This window comes from Comamonas resistens (assembly GCF_030064165.1).
GTDB lineage: Bacteria > Pseudomonadota > Gammaproteobacteria > Burkholderiales > Burkholderiaceae_C > Comamonas > Comamonas resistens.
The window spans coordinates 892,112-908,367 of record NZ_CP125947.1 but is presented as its reverse complement, the minus strand read 5'-3'; the positions used below and the strand labels follow the sequence as shown (position 1 = coordinate 908,367).

At 61.0% G+C, this 16,256-nt stretch carries 12 protein-coding genes; 6 read left to right on the top strand and 6 right to left on the bottom strand.

Going from position 1 to position 16,256, the window contains the following annotated elements; genetic code table 11:
- Positions 1-3: 3 nt before the first annotated feature.
- Complete coding sequence (locus tag QMY55_RS04115) at positions 4-3,921, bottom strand: FAD/FMN-binding oxidoreductase (RefSeq protein ID WP_283487432.1); 3,918 nt, start codon at positions 3,919-3,921, stop codon at positions 4-6.
- Positions 3,922-4,442: 521 nt separating this feature from the next.
- Between QMY55_RS04115 and ugpB the strand changes: the two genes are divergently transcribed.
- From ugpB to ugpQ, 5 genes are all read left to right on the top strand, one after another.
- A complete protein-coding gene (ugpB, locus tag QMY55_RS04110) occupies positions 4,443-5,756 on the top strand; it encodes a sn-glycerol-3-phosphate ABC transporter substrate-binding protein UgpB (RefSeq protein WP_283487431.1) in 1,314 nt (437 codons plus the stop codon).
- Between the two features lie 117 nt (positions 5,757-5,873).
- On the top strand, positions 5,874-6,755 hold the full coding sequence (ugpA, locus tag QMY55_RS04105; RefSeq protein WP_283487430.1) for a sn-glycerol-3-phosphate ABC transporter permease UgpA: 882 nt from the start codon (positions 5,874-5,876) through the stop codon (positions 6,753-6,755).
- 2 nt (positions 6,756-6,757) lie between these two features.
- Positions 6,758-7,609 (top strand): sn-glycerol-3-phosphate ABC transporter permease UgpE, encoded by an 852-nt coding sequence (gene ugpE, locus QMY55_RS04100; protein WP_283487429.1) that lies wholly within the window; start codon positions 6,758-6,760, stop codon positions 7,607-7,609.
- Positions 7,610-7,668: 59 nt separating this feature from the next.
- Positions 7,669-8,676: a sn-glycerol-3-phosphate import ATP-binding protein UgpC gene (locus QMY55_RS04095; protein WP_283487428.1), complete on the top strand. Its 1,008-nt coding sequence runs from the start codon at positions 7,669-7,671 to the stop codon at positions 8,674-8,676.
- Between the two features lie 90 nt (positions 8,677-8,766).
- On the top strand, positions 8,767-9,543 hold the full coding sequence (ugpQ, locus tag QMY55_RS04090; RefSeq protein ID WP_283487427.1) for a glycerophosphodiester phosphodiesterase: 777 nt from the start codon (positions 8,767-8,769) through the stop codon (positions 9,541-9,543).
- A 290-nt stretch (positions 9,544-9,833) separates the two neighbouring features.
- Here the strand turns inward: ugpQ and QMY55_RS04085 are convergent, their stop codons facing one another.
- The 4 genes from QMY55_RS04085 to QMY55_RS04070 all read right to left on the bottom strand — a co-directional run bounded on the left by QMY55_RS04085 (position 9,834) and on the right by QMY55_RS04070 (position 14,773).
- Positions 9,834-10,817: a Bug family tripartite tricarboxylate transporter substrate binding protein gene (locus QMY55_RS04085; protein WP_407650612.1), complete on the bottom strand. Its 984-nt coding sequence runs from the start codon at positions 10,815-10,817 to the stop codon at positions 9,834-9,836.
- 215 nt (positions 10,818-11,032) lie between these two features.
- Positions 11,033-12,661 (bottom strand): SEL1-like repeat protein, encoded by a 1,629-nt coding sequence (locus QMY55_RS04080; protein ID WP_283487426.1) that lies wholly within the window; start codon positions 12,659-12,661, stop codon positions 11,033-11,035.
- A 217-nt stretch (positions 12,662-12,878) separates the two neighbouring features.
- Complete coding sequence (locus QMY55_RS04075) at positions 12,879-13,772, bottom strand: N-formylglutamate amidohydrolase (RefSeq protein ID WP_283487425.1); 894 nt, start codon at positions 13,770-13,772, stop codon at positions 12,879-12,881.
- Between the two features lie 11 nt (positions 13,773-13,783).
- Positions 13,784-14,773, bottom strand: a complete 990-nt coding sequence (locus QMY55_RS04070) for a tripartite tricarboxylate transporter substrate binding protein BugE (RefSeq protein WP_283487424.1) — start codon at positions 14,771-14,773, stop codon at positions 13,784-13,786.
- Positions 14,774-14,942: 169 nt separating this feature from the next.
- Between QMY55_RS04070 and QMY55_RS04065 the strand changes: the two genes are divergently transcribed.
- On the top strand, positions 14,943-15,848 hold the full coding sequence (locus QMY55_RS04065) for a LysR substrate-binding domain-containing protein (protein ID WP_283487423.1): 906 nt from the start codon (positions 14,943-14,945) through the stop codon (positions 15,846-15,848).
- A 78-nt stretch (positions 15,849-15,926) separates the two neighbouring features.
- On the opposite strand, the gene QMY55_RS04060 is transcribed toward QMY55_RS04065, so the two are convergent.
- Positions 15,927-16,202 carry a hypothetical protein gene (locus QMY55_RS04060; protein ID WP_283487422.1) on the bottom strand — a complete coding sequence of 92 codons (276 nt, stop codon included), beginning with the start codon at positions 16,200-16,202 and terminating at the stop codon, positions 15,927-15,929.
- Positions 16,203-16,256 lie beyond the last annotated feature (54 nt).

The window sequence follows — 16,256 nt, the reverse complement described above, 5'->3', positions numbered from 1 at the left end:
ACCTCAGACCAGCACGCGCTCGATACCGCCATCGTTGGCGCGCTTGACGTAATCGGCCATCCAGTTCTCGCCCAGGATGTCGCGCGCCATCTCGACCACGATGTAGTCGGCTTCGAGCAGACCGTTGTTCAGATCGTTGCCGTAGCGCGAGAGGCCCTGCAGGCAGCTGGGGCAGCTGGTCAGGATCTTGACGTTGTCCTTCTCGCCCACCTTGCCGGTCTCGCGCAGCACTGCCTCGCTCTTGCGGATCTCTTCAGTCTTGCGAAAACGTATTTGCGTGGAGATATCGGGCCGCGTCACGCCCAGCGTGCCAGACTCACCGCAGCAACGCTCGCTCTTGAGCACATCGTCGCCCATCAAGGCCTTGACGGTCTTCATGGGGTCCTGCAGCTTCATGGGCGTGTGGCAGGGGTCGTGGTAGAGGTAAGCACCCTTGTTCTGCAGCGTGATGCCTTTTTCGAGCAGATATTCATGGATGTCGATGATGCGGCAGCCAGGGAAGATCTTGTCGAACTGGTAGCCCTGCAACTGGTCATAGCAGGTACCGCAGCTCACCACCACGGTCTTGATGTCCAGATAGTTGAGCGTGGTCGCCACGCGGTGGAAGAGCACACGGTTGTCCGTGATCATCTTCTCGGCCTTATCGAACTGGCCCGAGCCGCGCTGGGGATAGCCGCAGCACAGATAACCGGGCGGCAGCACGGTCTGCACGCCGGCATGCCAGAGCATGGCCTGGGTGGCCAGACCCACCTGGCTGAACAGGCGCTCAGAACCGCAACCAGGGAAGTAGAACACCGCCTCGGTATCCGACTTGGTAGCCTGCGGGTCCCGGATGATGGGCACGTAGTCCTTGTCCTCGATGTCCAGCAAGGCGCGCGCCGTCTTGGTGGGCAGACCACCAGGCAGCTTCTTGTTGATGAAGTGAATCACCTGCTCCTTGATGGGAGCCGTGCCCACCGATGCCGGTGGATGGGCAGTCTGCTTCTTGGCGACGGCCCCCAGCACATCGGCAGCCAGACGCTGGGCCTTGAAGCCCACACCCACCATGGCGGAGCGCATGAACTTGATGGTGTCCGGATTCGTCGCGTTGAGCATGGCCATGGCCAGCTTGTTGCCGGGCCTGAAGCTCTTCTTGTCCATCTTGCGCAGCAGATTGCGCATATTCATGGTCACGTCGCCGAAGTCGATCTTGACCGGGCAGGGGTTGAAGCACTTGTGGCAGACCGTGCAGTGGTCGGCCACATCCTCGAATTCCTGCCAATGCTGGAGCGAGACCCCACGGCGTGTCTGCTCTTCGTAGAGGAAGGCCTCCACCAGCAGCGAGGTCGCCAGAATCTTGTTGCGCGGCGAGTACAGCAGATTGGCGCGCGGCACATGAGTGGCGCACACGGGCTTGCACTTGCCGCAGCGCAGGCAATCCTTGACGGAGTTGGCGATGGCGCCAATGTCCGACTGCTGCATGATGATGGACTCATAGCCCATCAGGCCGAAGGACGGCGTGTAGGCATTGGTCAGGTCGGCAAACATCAGCGACTCGCGCGGCGAGCGGCCGTCGTGGCTCTGGTGCGCCGACGCATCCCATTCCTCGTTGCGGATCAGCTTGCCCTTGTTGAAGCGGCCCTCGGGGTCCACACGCTTCTTGTAATCGGCAAACGGTGCCAGCTCGGCATCCGAGAGGAATTCCAGCTTGGTGATACCGATGCCGTGCTCGCCCGAGATCACGCCGTCCAGGCTGCGCGCCAGCTCCATGATGCGGGCCACGGCTTCGTGCGCGGTCTGCAGCATTTCATAGTCGTCGGAGTTGACGGGAATATTGGTGTGCACATTGCCGTCGCCGGCATGCATGTGCAGCGCTACCCAGACACGGCCCTTGAGCACCTTCTGGTGAATCTCGTTGAGGGATTCACGCAGCGGCTGGAAGGCAGCGCCCGCGAAAATCTTGGACAACGGCTCCTTGAGCTGGGTCTTCCAGCTCGCACGCAGCCGGTGATCCTGCAGCTCGGGGAACAGCGTGGCCACGCCGTCCAGCCAGCCCTGCCAGAGCCCCCGCACCTCGGCCACCAGAGCCAGGGCCTGCTGCACACGGTCTTCGAGCAGCTCGGCGCTGGGGATATCCCCAGCGTCATCGCTCTTGCCCAGTGGCAGGTCGGAATGCTTGAAGAAACCGCTCAGCTCGTCGCAGAGCTTGAGCTTGTTGCGCAGCGACAGCTCGATATTGATGCGCTCGATGCCATCGGTGTACTCGGCCATGCGCGGCAGAGGAATCACCACGTCTTCATTGATCTTGAAGGCGTTGGTATGGCGCGAAATGGCTGCCGTGCGCTTGCGGTCCAGCCAGAACTTCTTGCGCGCTTCCGCACTGATGGCAATAAAGCCTTCGCCGTTGCGCGAATTGGCAATGCGCACCACTTCACTGGTCACGCGGGCCACTTCGTCGGCATCGTCGCCAGCGATATCGCCCAGCAGCACCATCTTGGGGAGATGGCCGTTGCCCTTCTTGCTCTTGGTCGCGTAACCCACGGCCTTGAGGTAGCGGTCGTCCAGGTGTTCAAGACCGGCCAGCAGCACGCCCGAGCGCTTTTGCTCGGCGAACATGAAGTCCTTGATCTCGACAATGGAGGGCACGGCATCCTTGGCGTTGCCAAAGAACTCCATGCACACGGTGCGCGTATGCGCGGGCATGCGGTGCACCACCCAGCGCGCGCTGGTGATCAGGCCGTCCGTGCCTTCCTTCTGGATACCGGGCAGGCCCGAGAGGAATTTGTCGGTCACGTCCTTGCCCAAGCCTTCCTTGCGGAAAGTGCTGCCCGGAATGTCCAGACGCTCGGTTCGGATAGGGGTCTTACCGTCCGCCTCGAAGTACTTGAGCTCGAAGCAGGCCATTGCGGCATCGTGAATCTTGCCGAGGTTGTGATCCAGGCGCGTGACTTCCAGCCACTGAGCGTCTGGCGTCACCATGCGCCAGGACACCAGATTGTCCAGGGCCGTGCCCCAGAGCACGGCCTTCTTGCCGCCCGCGTTCATGGCGATATTGCCGCCTATGCAGGAGGCCTCGATGGAAGTCGGGTCCACGGCAAACACGAAACCGCCGCGCTCGGCCGCATCGGCCACACGCTGGGTCACCACACCGGCTTCGGAGTAGATCGTGGGCACTTCGTGATCCACGCCGGGGATCATGCGCATCTCGACTTCGCTCAGCGCTTCGAGCTTTTCGGTGTTGATGACCACCGAACGCCATGTCAAAGGAATAGCACCACCCGTATATCCGGTGCCGCCTCCACGGGGAATAATGGTCAGACCCAGCTCGATACAGCCCTTGACCAGACCGGCCATCTCGGCTTCGGTATCGGGCGTCAGAACGACGAATGGGTATTCGACGCGCCAGTCGGTCGCGTCGGTCACATGGGCCACGCGCGACAGACCGTCGAATTTGATGTTGTCCTTGGCGGTGTAGGGGCGCAGCGTCTTTTGCACGCGGCGGCGCAGCTGCTCGGCCTCCACAAACGTGGCGTTGAATTCATGCACGGCACGATGCGCAGCATCCACCAATTGGCCCACCAGACGATCACGCACGGGGTCTTCGTTGGGCTCGCGGCGCTTGTCGATCTCAGCCAGACGGTGCTCCAGTGCCTCGACCAGCGACTTGCGGCGCTCGGGGTTGTGGATCAGGTCGTCCTGCAGATAGGGATTGCGCTGCACAACCCAGATATCCCCCAGCACCTCATAGAGCATGCGTGCAGATCGCCCCGTGCGACGTTCCTGACGCAGCTGGTTGAGCACATCCCACATGGATGAGCCCAGCAGACGGATCACGATCTCACGGTCAGAGAACGAGGTGTAGTTATAGGGAATCTCGCGCAGTCGAGCAGGTTCGGCAGCCTGTGCCTGCAAGGCGGCAGCCAACGCAATCGGTACATTCATGGGGTAGACCGTGTTGGGCGCCCGGTGGCGCCCCTAAGCCAGTGGGATGACGATTTTAAGCGACGCCCGCCTTCTTATGCTTTGCTGAGGACTCTGTCATGCCATCGCCATGGGCGACAGGCGCCGCCTTGAAACCAGCGCTGAAGCTGCCAGCAGCCTTTCCAGCTTCCCCCCTCGTTCATTGACACATGTCCAGGCAGGATATTTGAAGAATCATTCCAGCCATGTTCTTGCGCAACTCCCGATTTTCATAGGCTATTTACGACAGAACCAACCATTTACGAATCAAAAACAACTCAATACGAAAGACTACCAACAACAAACGAAATGAGCTTGCCATAGAATGGCGCAGCTTCGCGCGGCCTTGGTTCGTCATTTCGACGTCATCAAACTGTCAAACCTCTGAGGGTTGAGACCTACGACAGTCCGCGAAGTCCTGGCAAACAATGACACGTATATGTCATATGCATGACCTAATGTGCGTGCTGCACATTTAGTCACCCATAGTTAGAGGAGCCCTCATGCAATTCAAGCAACTGGCCATGGCCGCCGCCGTCGCCGCTACCGCCTTCTCGGCACAAGCCGCCACCGAAATCCAATGGTGGCATTCGATGACTGCCGTGAACAACGAGTGGGTCAACGACCTGGCCAAGCAGTTCAACGAAAGCCAGAAGGATTACAAGGTCGTGCCGACCTTCAAGGGCGTGTATGACGAGTCCATGACCGCTGCGATTGCCGCGTTCCGCTCGGGCAATGCACCCGACATCCTGCAAGTGTTTGAAGTGGGCACCGCTACCATGATGGCCTCCAAGGGCGCCACCGTGCCCGTGGGCAAGGTGATGGCCGACGCTGGCGTCGCTTTCGACCCCAAGGCCTATATCCCCGCCGTGGCTGGTTACTACACGGCCCCCAATGGCCAGATGCTGAGCTTCCCCTTCAACAGCTCGACAACGATCTTCTATTACAACAAGGACGCCTTCAAGAAGGCCGGCCTGAACCCCGACGTGGCTCCCAAGACCTGGCCCGAAGTGTTCGAAGCCGCCAAGAAGCTCAAGGCCAGCGGTCATAGCTGCCCCATGACGCTGGCATGGCAGGGTTGGACCCAGCTGGAGTCCTTCTCCACCTGGCACAACGTGGAATTCGCCACCGAACAGAACGGTCTGAGCGCCAATGGTTACAAGGCCCGCCTGAAGATCAACTCGCCTCTGCACGTCAAGCATATCGACAACCTGGCGGCTGCTGCCAAGGCCGGCGAATTCGTCTATAAGGGCCGTGCCTCCACCGCCCAGGCTTCGTTCACCGCCGGTGAGTGCGCCATGATCCAGACATCGTCCGGCTTCTACGGCGATGTGGCCAAGAACGCCAAGTTCGCCTACGGCCTGGCTCCCTTGCCCTACTACCCCGATGTGAAGGGCGCGCCCCAGAACACCGTGATCGGCGGCGCTTCGCTGTGGGTCATGGCCGGCAAGTCGGCAGAACACTACAAGGGCGTGGCCAAGTTCTTCGAATTCCTGTCCCAGACCAAGGTTCAGGCAGCTTCTCACCAACGCACCGGCTATCTGCCTGTGACCATGGCTGCCTATGAACTGACTGACAAGTCCGGCTTCTACCAGAAGCACCCCGGCACCGACACTGCCGTGACGCAGATGATCCGCAAGGTCACCAACAACTCGCGCGGTATCCGTCTGGGCAACTATGTGCAGATCCGCACCATCGAGGACGAAGAACTCGAACAGGTGTGGGCAGGCAAGAAGACCGGCCAGCAAGCGCTGGACGCCATCGTGAGCCGCGGCAACGAACTGCTGGCCCGTTTCGAGCGTTCTTACAAGAAGTAATCCTGCCGGCGCCGCAAGGCGCCTGCGGGCCCGCTGTGCCTTCACCCAAGGCACAGCCCCTTGAATGCCACGTTGACTGAACCCAGGCTCCGGTGGTTTTTTTATTTGTGACTCCTCATGGAAAAACGCGTTCTTTTCCGATCCAGATGGCTGCCCTGGGTGCTGATAGCGCCCCAGCTCCTCATCATCGGTATCTTCTTTTTCTGGCCCGCTGGTCAGGCTGTCCTCCAGTCATTCCAGATGGAAGACGCGTTCGGCATGAGCTCCGAATGGGTAGGCTTGGACAACTTCAGACAGTTGCTCGATGACCCCACCTATCTGAATTCCTTCAAGCGCACCGCACTGTTTTCCGTGCTGGTCGCAGGCATCGGTATCGCCACATCGCTGGCCCTGGCCATTTTTGCCGACCGCATCATCCGTTTCGCCATGGTCTACAAGACCCTGCTGATCGTGCCCTACGCCGTCGCTCCCGTGATCGCCGGCGTGCTCTGGGTGTTCATGTTCTCGCCCTCCATCGGTGTGGTGACCTATTACCTGGGCAAGCTGGGCTACGACTGGAATCACCTGATGAACGAAAACCAGGCCATGACCCTGATCGTCATCGCCTCGGTGTGGAAACAGATTTCCTACAACTTCCTGTTCTTCCTTGCGGGCCTGCAGTCCATCCCCAAGGCGCTGATCGAAGCGGCTTCCATTGATGGCGCCGGCCCATGGCGTCGTTTCTGGAACATCCAGCTGCCTCTGCTGTCGCCCACCACCTTCTTCCTGCTGGTGATCAACATCGTCTACGCCTTCTTCGACACCTTCGGCATCATCGACGCAGCTACCCACGGCGGCCCCGGCCAGTCGACCTCGATCCTGGTCTACAAGGTCTATCTGGACGGCTTCAAGGCGCTGGATCTGGGCGGCTCGGCCGCGCAGTCGGTCATCCTGATGTTTATCGTTGTCGTGCTGACTGTGATCCAGTTCCGCTATGTTGAAAAGAAAGTGCAGTACTGATCATGGTGGATCGCAACCCCTGGCTTAATTTCCTCTCTCACGCCGTACTGATTCTCGGCGTGGCCATCGTCGCCTTCCCGCTGTATCTGGCGCTGATCGCGTCCACCCATACGGCCGACGCCATCGTGCAGGCCCCCATGCCGCTGCTGCCCGGTGCCCACATGTGGGACAACTACAAGGAAGCGCTGCTGGGCTCCGGCAAGCTGGGCTCCAACACCAATGTCGTGCGCATGATGTGGGTGAGCTTTGTCGTGGCCATGATCATCACCGTGGGCAAGATCGCCATCTCCCTGCTCTCGGCCTTTGCCATCGTCTACTTCCGCTTCCCCTTCAAGATGCTCTGCTTCTGGGCCATTTTCCTGACCCTGATGCTGCCCGTGGAAGTGCGTATCCTGCCCACCTACAAGGTTGTGGCCGAGCTGGGCCTGCTCAACAGCTATGCCGGTCTGTCGCTGCCGCTGATTGCATCGGCCACGGCCACCTTCCTGTTCCGTCAGTTCTTCCTGAGCGTGCCGGACGAGCTGGTGGAAGCGGCCCGCATTGACGGCGCCGGCGCCATGCGCTTTTTCAAGGACATCCTCGTGCCCTTGTCCAAGACCTCGATTGCCGCCCTGTTCGTGATCCAGTTCATCTACGGCTGGAACCAGTACCTGTGGCCTCTGCTCATGACCACCTCGGAAGACATGTACCCCGTGGTCGTGGGTATCAAGAGCATGCTGGGCGGTGGCGGCGACGCCAGCGTGGACTGGAATATCGTGATGGCCACTGCCATCCTGGCCATGCTGCCGCCTACGGCCGTGGTGATGCTGATGCAAAAGTGGTTTGTGAAGGGTCTGGTGGATACCGAGAAGTAAGCCTCGCCCCAAGACTCCCCCTCTTTTGCCCCATTGAACGAATACCTGGAATACCTCTCATGGCATCCATCTCTCTGAAGAACATCATCAAGCGTTACGGCACCGGCAAGGCTGCCGTGCCTGTCATTCACGGCATCAACGTCGAAATCAAGGACGGCGAATTCATCGTTCTGGTCGGCCCCTCGGGCTGCGGCAAGTCCACTCTGCTGCGCATGATCGCCGGACTGGAAGAAATCACCGACGGCGACCTGCTGATCGGCGACAAGAAGGTCAACGACCTGGAACCCGCCAAGCGCAATATCGCCATGGTGTTCCAGAACTACGCGCTGTACCCGCACATGACCAACTACGAGAACATGGCCTATGGCCTGAAGCTCGCCAAGGTACCCGAAGACGAAATCAAGCGCCGCGTGGACAAGGCCGCCAAGATTCTGGAACTGAGCCACCTGCTGGACCGCAAGCCCCGCCAGCTGTCGGGCGGCCAACGCCAGCGCGTGGCCATGGGCCGCGCCATCGTGCGCCAGCCCCAGGTCTTCCTGTTTGACGAGCCGCTGTCCAACCTGGACGCCAAGCTTCGCGGCCAGACCCGCCTGGAAATCCAGAAGCTGCACGCCGAGCTGGGCATCACCAGCCTGTTCGTGACCCACGACCAGGTCGAAGCCATGACACTGGCCCAGCGCATGGTGGTAATGAACGGCGGCTATGTGGAGCAGTTCGGCACGCCCGAAGAGGTCTACCACACGCCGGCGTCCACCTTTGTGGCCAGCTTCATCGGCTCGCCCCCCATGAACCTGCTGAAGAACTCGCCCAACGGCAAGCCCGGCCTGATCCTGGGCATCCGCCCCGAACATATCGACCTGGTCGAGGCCGGTGGCGTGGAGTTCAAGGTCCACACCGTGGAACTACTGGGCGCCGAACGCCTGCTGTACGGCAAGGTCGGCGACGAGGATGTGACCGTGCGCGTGGAAGAAGGCAAGCCCTTCCCCAAGCCCGGCGAAACCGCCCGTATTTCCGCCCGCGAAGACCGTCTGCACTGGTTCAACGCTGAAACAGGCAAGCGCGTCTGATTCAGCCAAAGGTCACACCAGACTGACTTTTCAAAGAGCACCCAGGCACCAGCTTGCGGTGCTCTTGTCACATAAAGGCATACAAAAGTTATGACTACCGCATTGAAACCCTGGCCTTACCCCCGCTGGGCAGCCCACCGTGGCGCCGGCAAGCTGGCCCCCGAGAACACCATGAGCGCCTTCCGCCTGGGCGCCCAGCATGGCTACCGCTTCTTTGAATGCGATGCCAAGCTCAGCAAGGATGGCGTGCTGTTCCTGATGCACGACGCCACACTGGAGCGCACCACCAACGGCCATGGCATCGGCGGCGAGCTGACCATGGGAGAGATCGCTCAGCTCGATGCAGGCAGCTGGCACTCGCGCGCCTATGCGGGTGAGGCCCTGCCCACGCTGGAAGCCCTGGCACGCTGGTGCCTGGCCAACCATCTGCACCTGAATGTGGAAATCAAGCCCACGCCCGGCCAGGAAGAGGAAACAGGCCGTGCCTGCGGCGAGCTGATGAACCGCATCTGGCCCAAGGACATCGTCCAACCCTTATTCACCTCGTTCAAGGCCAGCTCGCTCAAGTGCGCACGCGAGGTAGCACCCCATATCCCGCGCGGCCTGCTGGTGGACAAGCTTGCCGACGGCACGGGGGACGCCGATCTGAAAATCGCGCTGGATCTGGACTGCTCGGCCATGGTGCTCAACCAGGGCCTGTGGAGCCCAGAGCTGGTTGCCAAGGTGCATGGCGCAGGCCTGCGCTGCAGCAGCTACACCGTCAACGACGAATGGGCCGCCCAGCGCCTGATAGACCTGGGCACGGACGGCATCATCACCGACCGCGTGGACCTGTTCAGCCCCGCGCAGACGGGCAAGCATATCTAATTTGAGAGCTGCCGCCGCTTAACCAGTCGATATTTCAGGAATGATCAAGTCTGAAATCTTTGTATAAAAAGCGCTAACAGCTCTCTTACTGATAGCAAACAAAAGCCCGACCACTGCAAAGTGACCGGGCTTTTTTGCGTTCACGACCTCCAATACTGGCGCTGACAGAATCAGAGCAGCCCAGCAAGAGCCGCCTCGCGGCGATGGCTGCGTCCCCTGCCCGCAGTGCGCAGCGCTGCGAGAGCGGGGGAAGGCGCGGGGCCGCCTAGGCACAGCGCCTCAGGGGGGTGTCAATCCAGCTTCGTACCCGATGCCTTGACCGCAGCAGCCCAGCGCGGCGTTTCGGCCGCCAGGAACTTGCCAAAGGCTTCCGAGTCCAGGAAGGCAGGATCCGCGCCCTGCTCCACCATGCGGCCGCGTACATCGGCCATGTTCATGACCTGACCAAAGGCATTGCTGAGCTTGGCCACCACATCCTTGGGGGTGTTGGCGGGAGCCAGAAAGCCGTAAAAGCCCACGACTTCAAAGCCCTTGAGACCGGATTCGATCGCTGTCGGCACCTCGGGCAATGCGGGGTTGCGCTCCTTGCTGGTCACGGCCAGGGCACGTACCTTGCCCTGCTTGTGATAAGCCGCAGCCTGGGGAATGCTCTCGGCCATGAACTGCACCTGACCGCCGATCAGATCGGTAAAGGCCGGGGCACTGCCCTTGTAGGGGATATGCACCAGGTCCACGCCCGCTGCACTCTTGAACATCTCGGGCACCAGATGGCTGATGCCACCGTTGCCGGCCGAGCCAAAATTGATCTTGCCAGGATTGGCCTTGGCATAGGCAATCAGCTCCTGCAGATTCTTGGCAGGCACCTTGTTGTTGACCAGCAAGGCCAGCGGCTGCATGGCAGTACGCGCAATGGGAGTGAAGTCCTTGAGCGTGCTGTAGGGTAGCTTGCTGTAGAGCGCGGGGTTGATCACCATCACGCCGGTATTGGCCAGCATCAATGTGTAGCCATCGGCCGACGAGCGCATCACATCCTGCGCGCCCACGGAGCCGCCGGCACCGGGCTTGTAATCGACCACGACGGGCTGACCCAGAATGCCCTGCAACTTGTCGGTCAGCAGACGGGCATGCTGATCCAGCGGGCCGCCCGCCGGAAAGCCCATGACGATGCGAATGGGCTTGCTGGGGAAGGCATCGGCAGCCTGAGCACCCATGGACATGAGCAGGCCTGCACCAGCCATCAGGGCTGCCAGGCAGGTGCGAACGGTTTTCTTCATTGTTGTCTCCATCACGAATAGAAATTGTGCGAACGCATCCAAGCCTGAATTGCCCTGGTGCGCCCCTCTCCGGGAGGCTGCAGTGTAGCGGCGCATTGCACGCCGCCCAGCGTTGATTCAGAGGTGAAGCATCCGCATAAACCCATGGAAACGCCCAAGAAAAAAGCGCTTCATCAAGGAAGCGCTTTGACAGGAATCCCGGGGCCCGATCGCGATCAGCGCTTGGGCTGCCAGGCCAAAGCCTTGTTCTGCTGTTCGGCCACCTGGGCGATCGAGAGCTTTTGCGCGGTCTCGTCGCGGCGCTTGGCCGCGTCGCCACCCAGCTCCATGGCGGCCAGGTTGTACCAGAAATAGGCCTTGGCATTGTCACGCGGCACGCCCTGGCCCTGCGCATAGACCATGCCCAGATTGAACTGGGCTGCGGCATCGCCTTGCTCGGCGGAGCGCTGGTACCACTGCACGGCCTTGCCGTAGTCGCGCGCCGTGCCCTGGCCTTCGGCATACATCACGCCCAGGCGGTTCTGCGCACCGGAGTGGCCTTGCTCGGCCGCAGCCAGATACCACTTGAGAGCCTGAGCCGGGCTGGCCGCACCGCCCTGACCGTCGGCATACAGACGCGCCAGATTGAACTGGGCCGAGGCATCGCCCTTGTCGGCCGCACGGCGGAACCATTGCATGGCCGTCGCATAGTTTTGCGGCACGCCTCGGCCTTCGGCGTAGAGCGTGCCCACGTTATTGATGGCAGCGGCATGGCCTTGCTCGGCCGCCTTCTGATACCACTGCAGGGCCGTGCCGTAGTTCTGGGGCGTACCCAGGCCTTCGGCATAAACCGTACCCAGGTTGTACTGGGCATCGGCATGGTTCTGGTCGGCGGCGCGCTGGAACCATTGCGCGGCATAGGCCGGGCTTTGCTCCACACCCAGGCCGTAAAGATACAGGCGACCCAGATTGTTCTGGCCATCGGCATTCCACTGTTCGGCACTCTTTTGGAACCATCCCGCCGCAGTCTGGTAGTTGCGCGAGACCCCCACGCCATCCATATACATGCGACCCAGGCTGTTCTGGGCGCGGGCATCGCCTTGTTCCGCAGCACGCTGCAGCCACTGGGCGGCCTGCACGGGATCGAGCTTCACGCCCACGCCATCGGACAACATGGAGCCCAGCTGATTCTGTGCCTCGGCATGGCCTTGGTCGGCGGCCTTCTTGAACCAGTCTGCCGCCGTCATGTAGTTGACGGCCACGCCATTACCCTTGAGGTAACGCTGACCCAGCTCGAACTGCGCCGTCACATGACCTTGCGCCGCGGCTTTTTCCAGCCACTGGGCAGCCGTGCCAAAGCTCTGGGGAACGCCCAGACCTTCCTGATAGAGGTGAGACAGGTTGTACTGCGCCACGGCATTGCCCTGCTGGGCAGCACGCGCGTACCACTGGGCCGCTTCGCGGTAATTCTGTGGCACACCCTGACCGCTGGCATACAGGGCGCCCAGGCTGTTTTGCGCACCCACATGGTTTTGCGCGGCGGCCTTGCGGAACCATTGCACAGCCGTGGCGGCATTCTGCGGCACGCCCTGACCATGCATATACATCTCGCCCAGTTGATTCTGGGCCTTGGCGTCACCCCGCTCGGCGGCCTGCAAAGGCCCGGCAGGGGATGCCACACGGGAGCCAGAAATCGGCAAAGGCCCGTACTGGAGGCGGCTGAATTCGAACTGCGGACCGGAGGTACTGGCGCGGGCATCGCGCAGGAAATTCATACGGCCTTCTGCTCCGGCTTGCGCGGATGCGCTCTGGGCAAAAGCCGCCAGACTCGACATGACCAGCACTGCGATGGGAGTGAACTTCATTCCGGTACGATTCCTAGACGCTTTGTTTCGTGTAGTTACATCAGATATACGATGACACCAGCCTGCGAGCGTAACTGATTCTGATAGCAGATAAGGCAAGGAATCCCTGAATCGCAGCTTCCTCGCCACAGTTTTTTGACATTTCCAGGCTGAAATAAAAAGCCCGGCGATGCCGGGCTTTGGACAGGTTTTTCTGGATTTCTCGAGAAATTGGCGCTCAGTTTGTAGCCATTTGTTGCTCAACATAATCGGCCACCACCTGCATGAGCTGGGCAAAGTGGGCGCGCAGCGGCTCAAAGCCGGCATTGGTCTCGCGCGTATCCTCATCCATATAGACAGGGCGACGAATCTCGATCTGCAGCGAATGACGGCCCAGCTGCGGCTGACCGATACGACCAATCAGCTCCACCCCCTTGTAAGGCTCGTTATAAGCCACGCTATAGCCAAAGCCTTGGAGCGTGTCGCCGATCAGGTGTATGAACTCCGGCGCACAGGTTGTGCCATCGCGGTCTCCGAGCACAAAGTCGGCCAGCGGCGGCGCATCGGTACGCCCCAGGCGCTGATACACATCGTTGGGCATGGAATGCAGATTCAGATGCCAGACGCGGCCAAAACGGCTCACGCTGTCATCGATCGCCTGCGCCAACGCCACATGGTAGGGACGCCAGTAATTGGCAATACGATGCTGCACCTCCGCCACCGTACGTTTGCGCTCATACAGCGGCGTCGCCACACCGGCCTTGCTGATGCGCTGCCAGATCAGGCCCAGCCCTTGCTGGGTCTTGACACTGGGCGCCAGCGGCACGGGCCACTCGCCCTCGATCTGCGCCGGGTCCAGATCGGACTCGTTGCGATTGGGGTCGATATAGGTGCGCGGGAATGTGGCCTCGAGCAGGCTTGCACCAAACTCGGGCCAGCGGTCCCAGAGCGCCGCCACATGCGTGTCCTCGCCACGGCGCAGCAGGCTCATGGGCACGACCGCACCGAAGTCCTCGGGATAGGCCGTGCCGCTATGTGGCGAATCGCAGACTATGGGCAGCACCCGGCCTTGGGGCAGATGCACTAGCACCGGCTGGTCGGGCAGGGCTTGCAGAAAGTCAGGCAAAGACATCCAGGCCTTCATCAGTCCAGCTTGATATTGGCGCGCTTGGCCACAGCGGTGTAGCGGTCGATGGCGGTCTTGATCTGCTTTGCAAACTGCTCGGGCGTATTGCCCATGGATTCGCCCGAGATGGACTTCTGCTTTTCCAGATAGTCAGGCATGGCCATGGCCTTGTGGGCAGCGGCATTGAGCTTGTCGATGATGGGCCTGGGTGTGCCGGCAGGCGCCACCAGCCCGAACCAGCCGCCATCACCCATCTGGGGGAAGCCCAGCTCGGTATAGGTAGGCACATCGGGCAGCACATCGGCGCGCTTGAAGGCCAGCACGGCCAGAGGGCGCAGCTTGCCATCCTTGATATGCGGCAGGGTCGAGGGCAGGTTGTCCGTCATGGCATTGACCTGGCCGCCCAGCGCATCGGTGATGGCCTGGCCTGCTCCCTTGTAAGGGATGTGCAGCAGGTCGATACCGGCCAGATTCATGAAGTTCTCGATATTGGCATGACCCAGCGATCCCGTGCCCGGCGAGGCAAAGCTGTACTTGCCGGGGTTGGCCTTGGCCAGGGCAATGAATTCCTTCATGGTCTTGGCGGGTACGCTGGCGTTGACCACAAACACGCTGGGCACGGCCATCACATTGGTGATGGGAGCGAAGTCCTTGATCGCGTCGTAAGGCAGCTTGCGGAAGATGGCGGGGTTGGAGCCATGGGTAGACACCGTGGCCATGCCGATGGTGTAGCCGTCGGCGGCGGCCTTGGCCACTTCGGAGGCGCCGATGGAGCCTCCTGCGCCACCCTTGTTGTCCACCACTACGGACTTGCCCAGCACCGTGCTCATCTTCTCGGCCAGCAGGCGCGCGACCATGTCGGTGGAGCCACCGGCACCGAAGGGCACGACCAGGCGGATGGGACGATTGGGGTAATCGGCTGCGGCATTGGCAGCAAACGCGGGGGACAGCGCTGCTGCAGCTGCGCAAGCAGCAATGGACGACAGAACGGTACGACGAATAGCCATGCGGCTTCTCCTTGGATCTCTTGAAAGACTGGTTATGAGTCGGTTGAGAGCACTTCATCCGGCGCTCCGCCGGCACTCCGACCTTTTTTTCATTCTGTGCCGCTGACCACACAACGAAAAGCGACAAGACGGCACGCAAGTATTACCAGCCGTCATAATTCAAGACGTCATGCGCATGCACTCCCCCTCCCTGTCCGAACTTCACGCCTTTGCCGCCGCGGCCCGCCTGGGCAGCTACTCGCTCGCCGCACAGGAGCTGTATGTGACGCAGGGCGGCGTCAGCCGGGCCATTGCTCGGCTTGAGGAGCATCTGGGCTTTGCCTTGTTCGAACGCCTGGGCAGACGCAACGCGCTCACCCCGGCAGGGCAGGACTATCTGCAGGCGGTAGAGCCCGCCGTCATGGCGATAGAAGCCGCATCGGCCGCCGCACGCCGGCGCCGTCACGGGCCGCAGTTGCGCCTGTCGGTCATTCCCACGCTGTTCAGCCACTGGCTGATTCCACGCCTGCCCGACTTCAACCGCCGCCATCCGCAAATCATGCTCTCCTTTGCGCCCTACCGGCGCGACGATCCGCTCAACGCTCCCGAGATCGATGCCTGGATTCGCGTCGGCGGCCAGCAATGGCCGGCGGGCATGGAAGCCGAATATGTGATTGGCCGCGACCTGATACCCATCTGCCACCCGCGCGAGCTGCAGGGGCCTGCCCCTATTCGCACCGAGCAGGATTTGCTGGGCCGCCCGCTGCTGTTCCACACCAACTACCCAGGCAACTGGGCCAGCTGGATGCAGGCCCGGGGTCTGAGCCAGCCCTGTCCCGCCCCGATTGCAGACTTTGAAACCGTGGCCTTGCTGGTGCAGGCCGTGGCCGCCGGCATGGGCGTGGCCGTGGTACAGCGCTGTCTGGTCGAGGAAGACCTGGCTGCAGGCCGCGTGGCCCTGGCTCTGGATGCACCGGTCAATATCGAACGCGGCTACTTTCTGTGCCGCCCGGCCAACCGCACAGCGACGGAGGCTCTCGATCAATTCAGAAGCTGGATACGGGAGCAGGCCGCACCCAAGGCAATTTCACTCTGAACAGCGGGCACAAATACAACAGTCGCCTTGAGTCACATCAAGCTTTTGCACAAAACAGCTTCGCGTTTGATGCCGCAATCAACGCCAACCGCGTGAAAGCACCCACTGGCACAAGGCACTTAAGCCGACCAAAGCGGCATAGCTGGCCATCTTTCCATCCCGGGAAAACAGCCACAAACCGGCAAGCAGAACCAAGCTTCCCAGTATGAAATTAATAGCTACTTGCGCAATAAAGGATTGGGATCCAGGCTTGTTTTGCTTGAAAATACGAGCACATAGCGCCAAGCCCAGCGCCATAAAAAACGCCGGGGCCACAAAGTTCAGCAAATGATTCACGCTCGCAATAAGACCCATGACAGCAATCGTTTCCAAGGCTTTGAGGCGGCAAGATGCCCAATCCGGCACGAA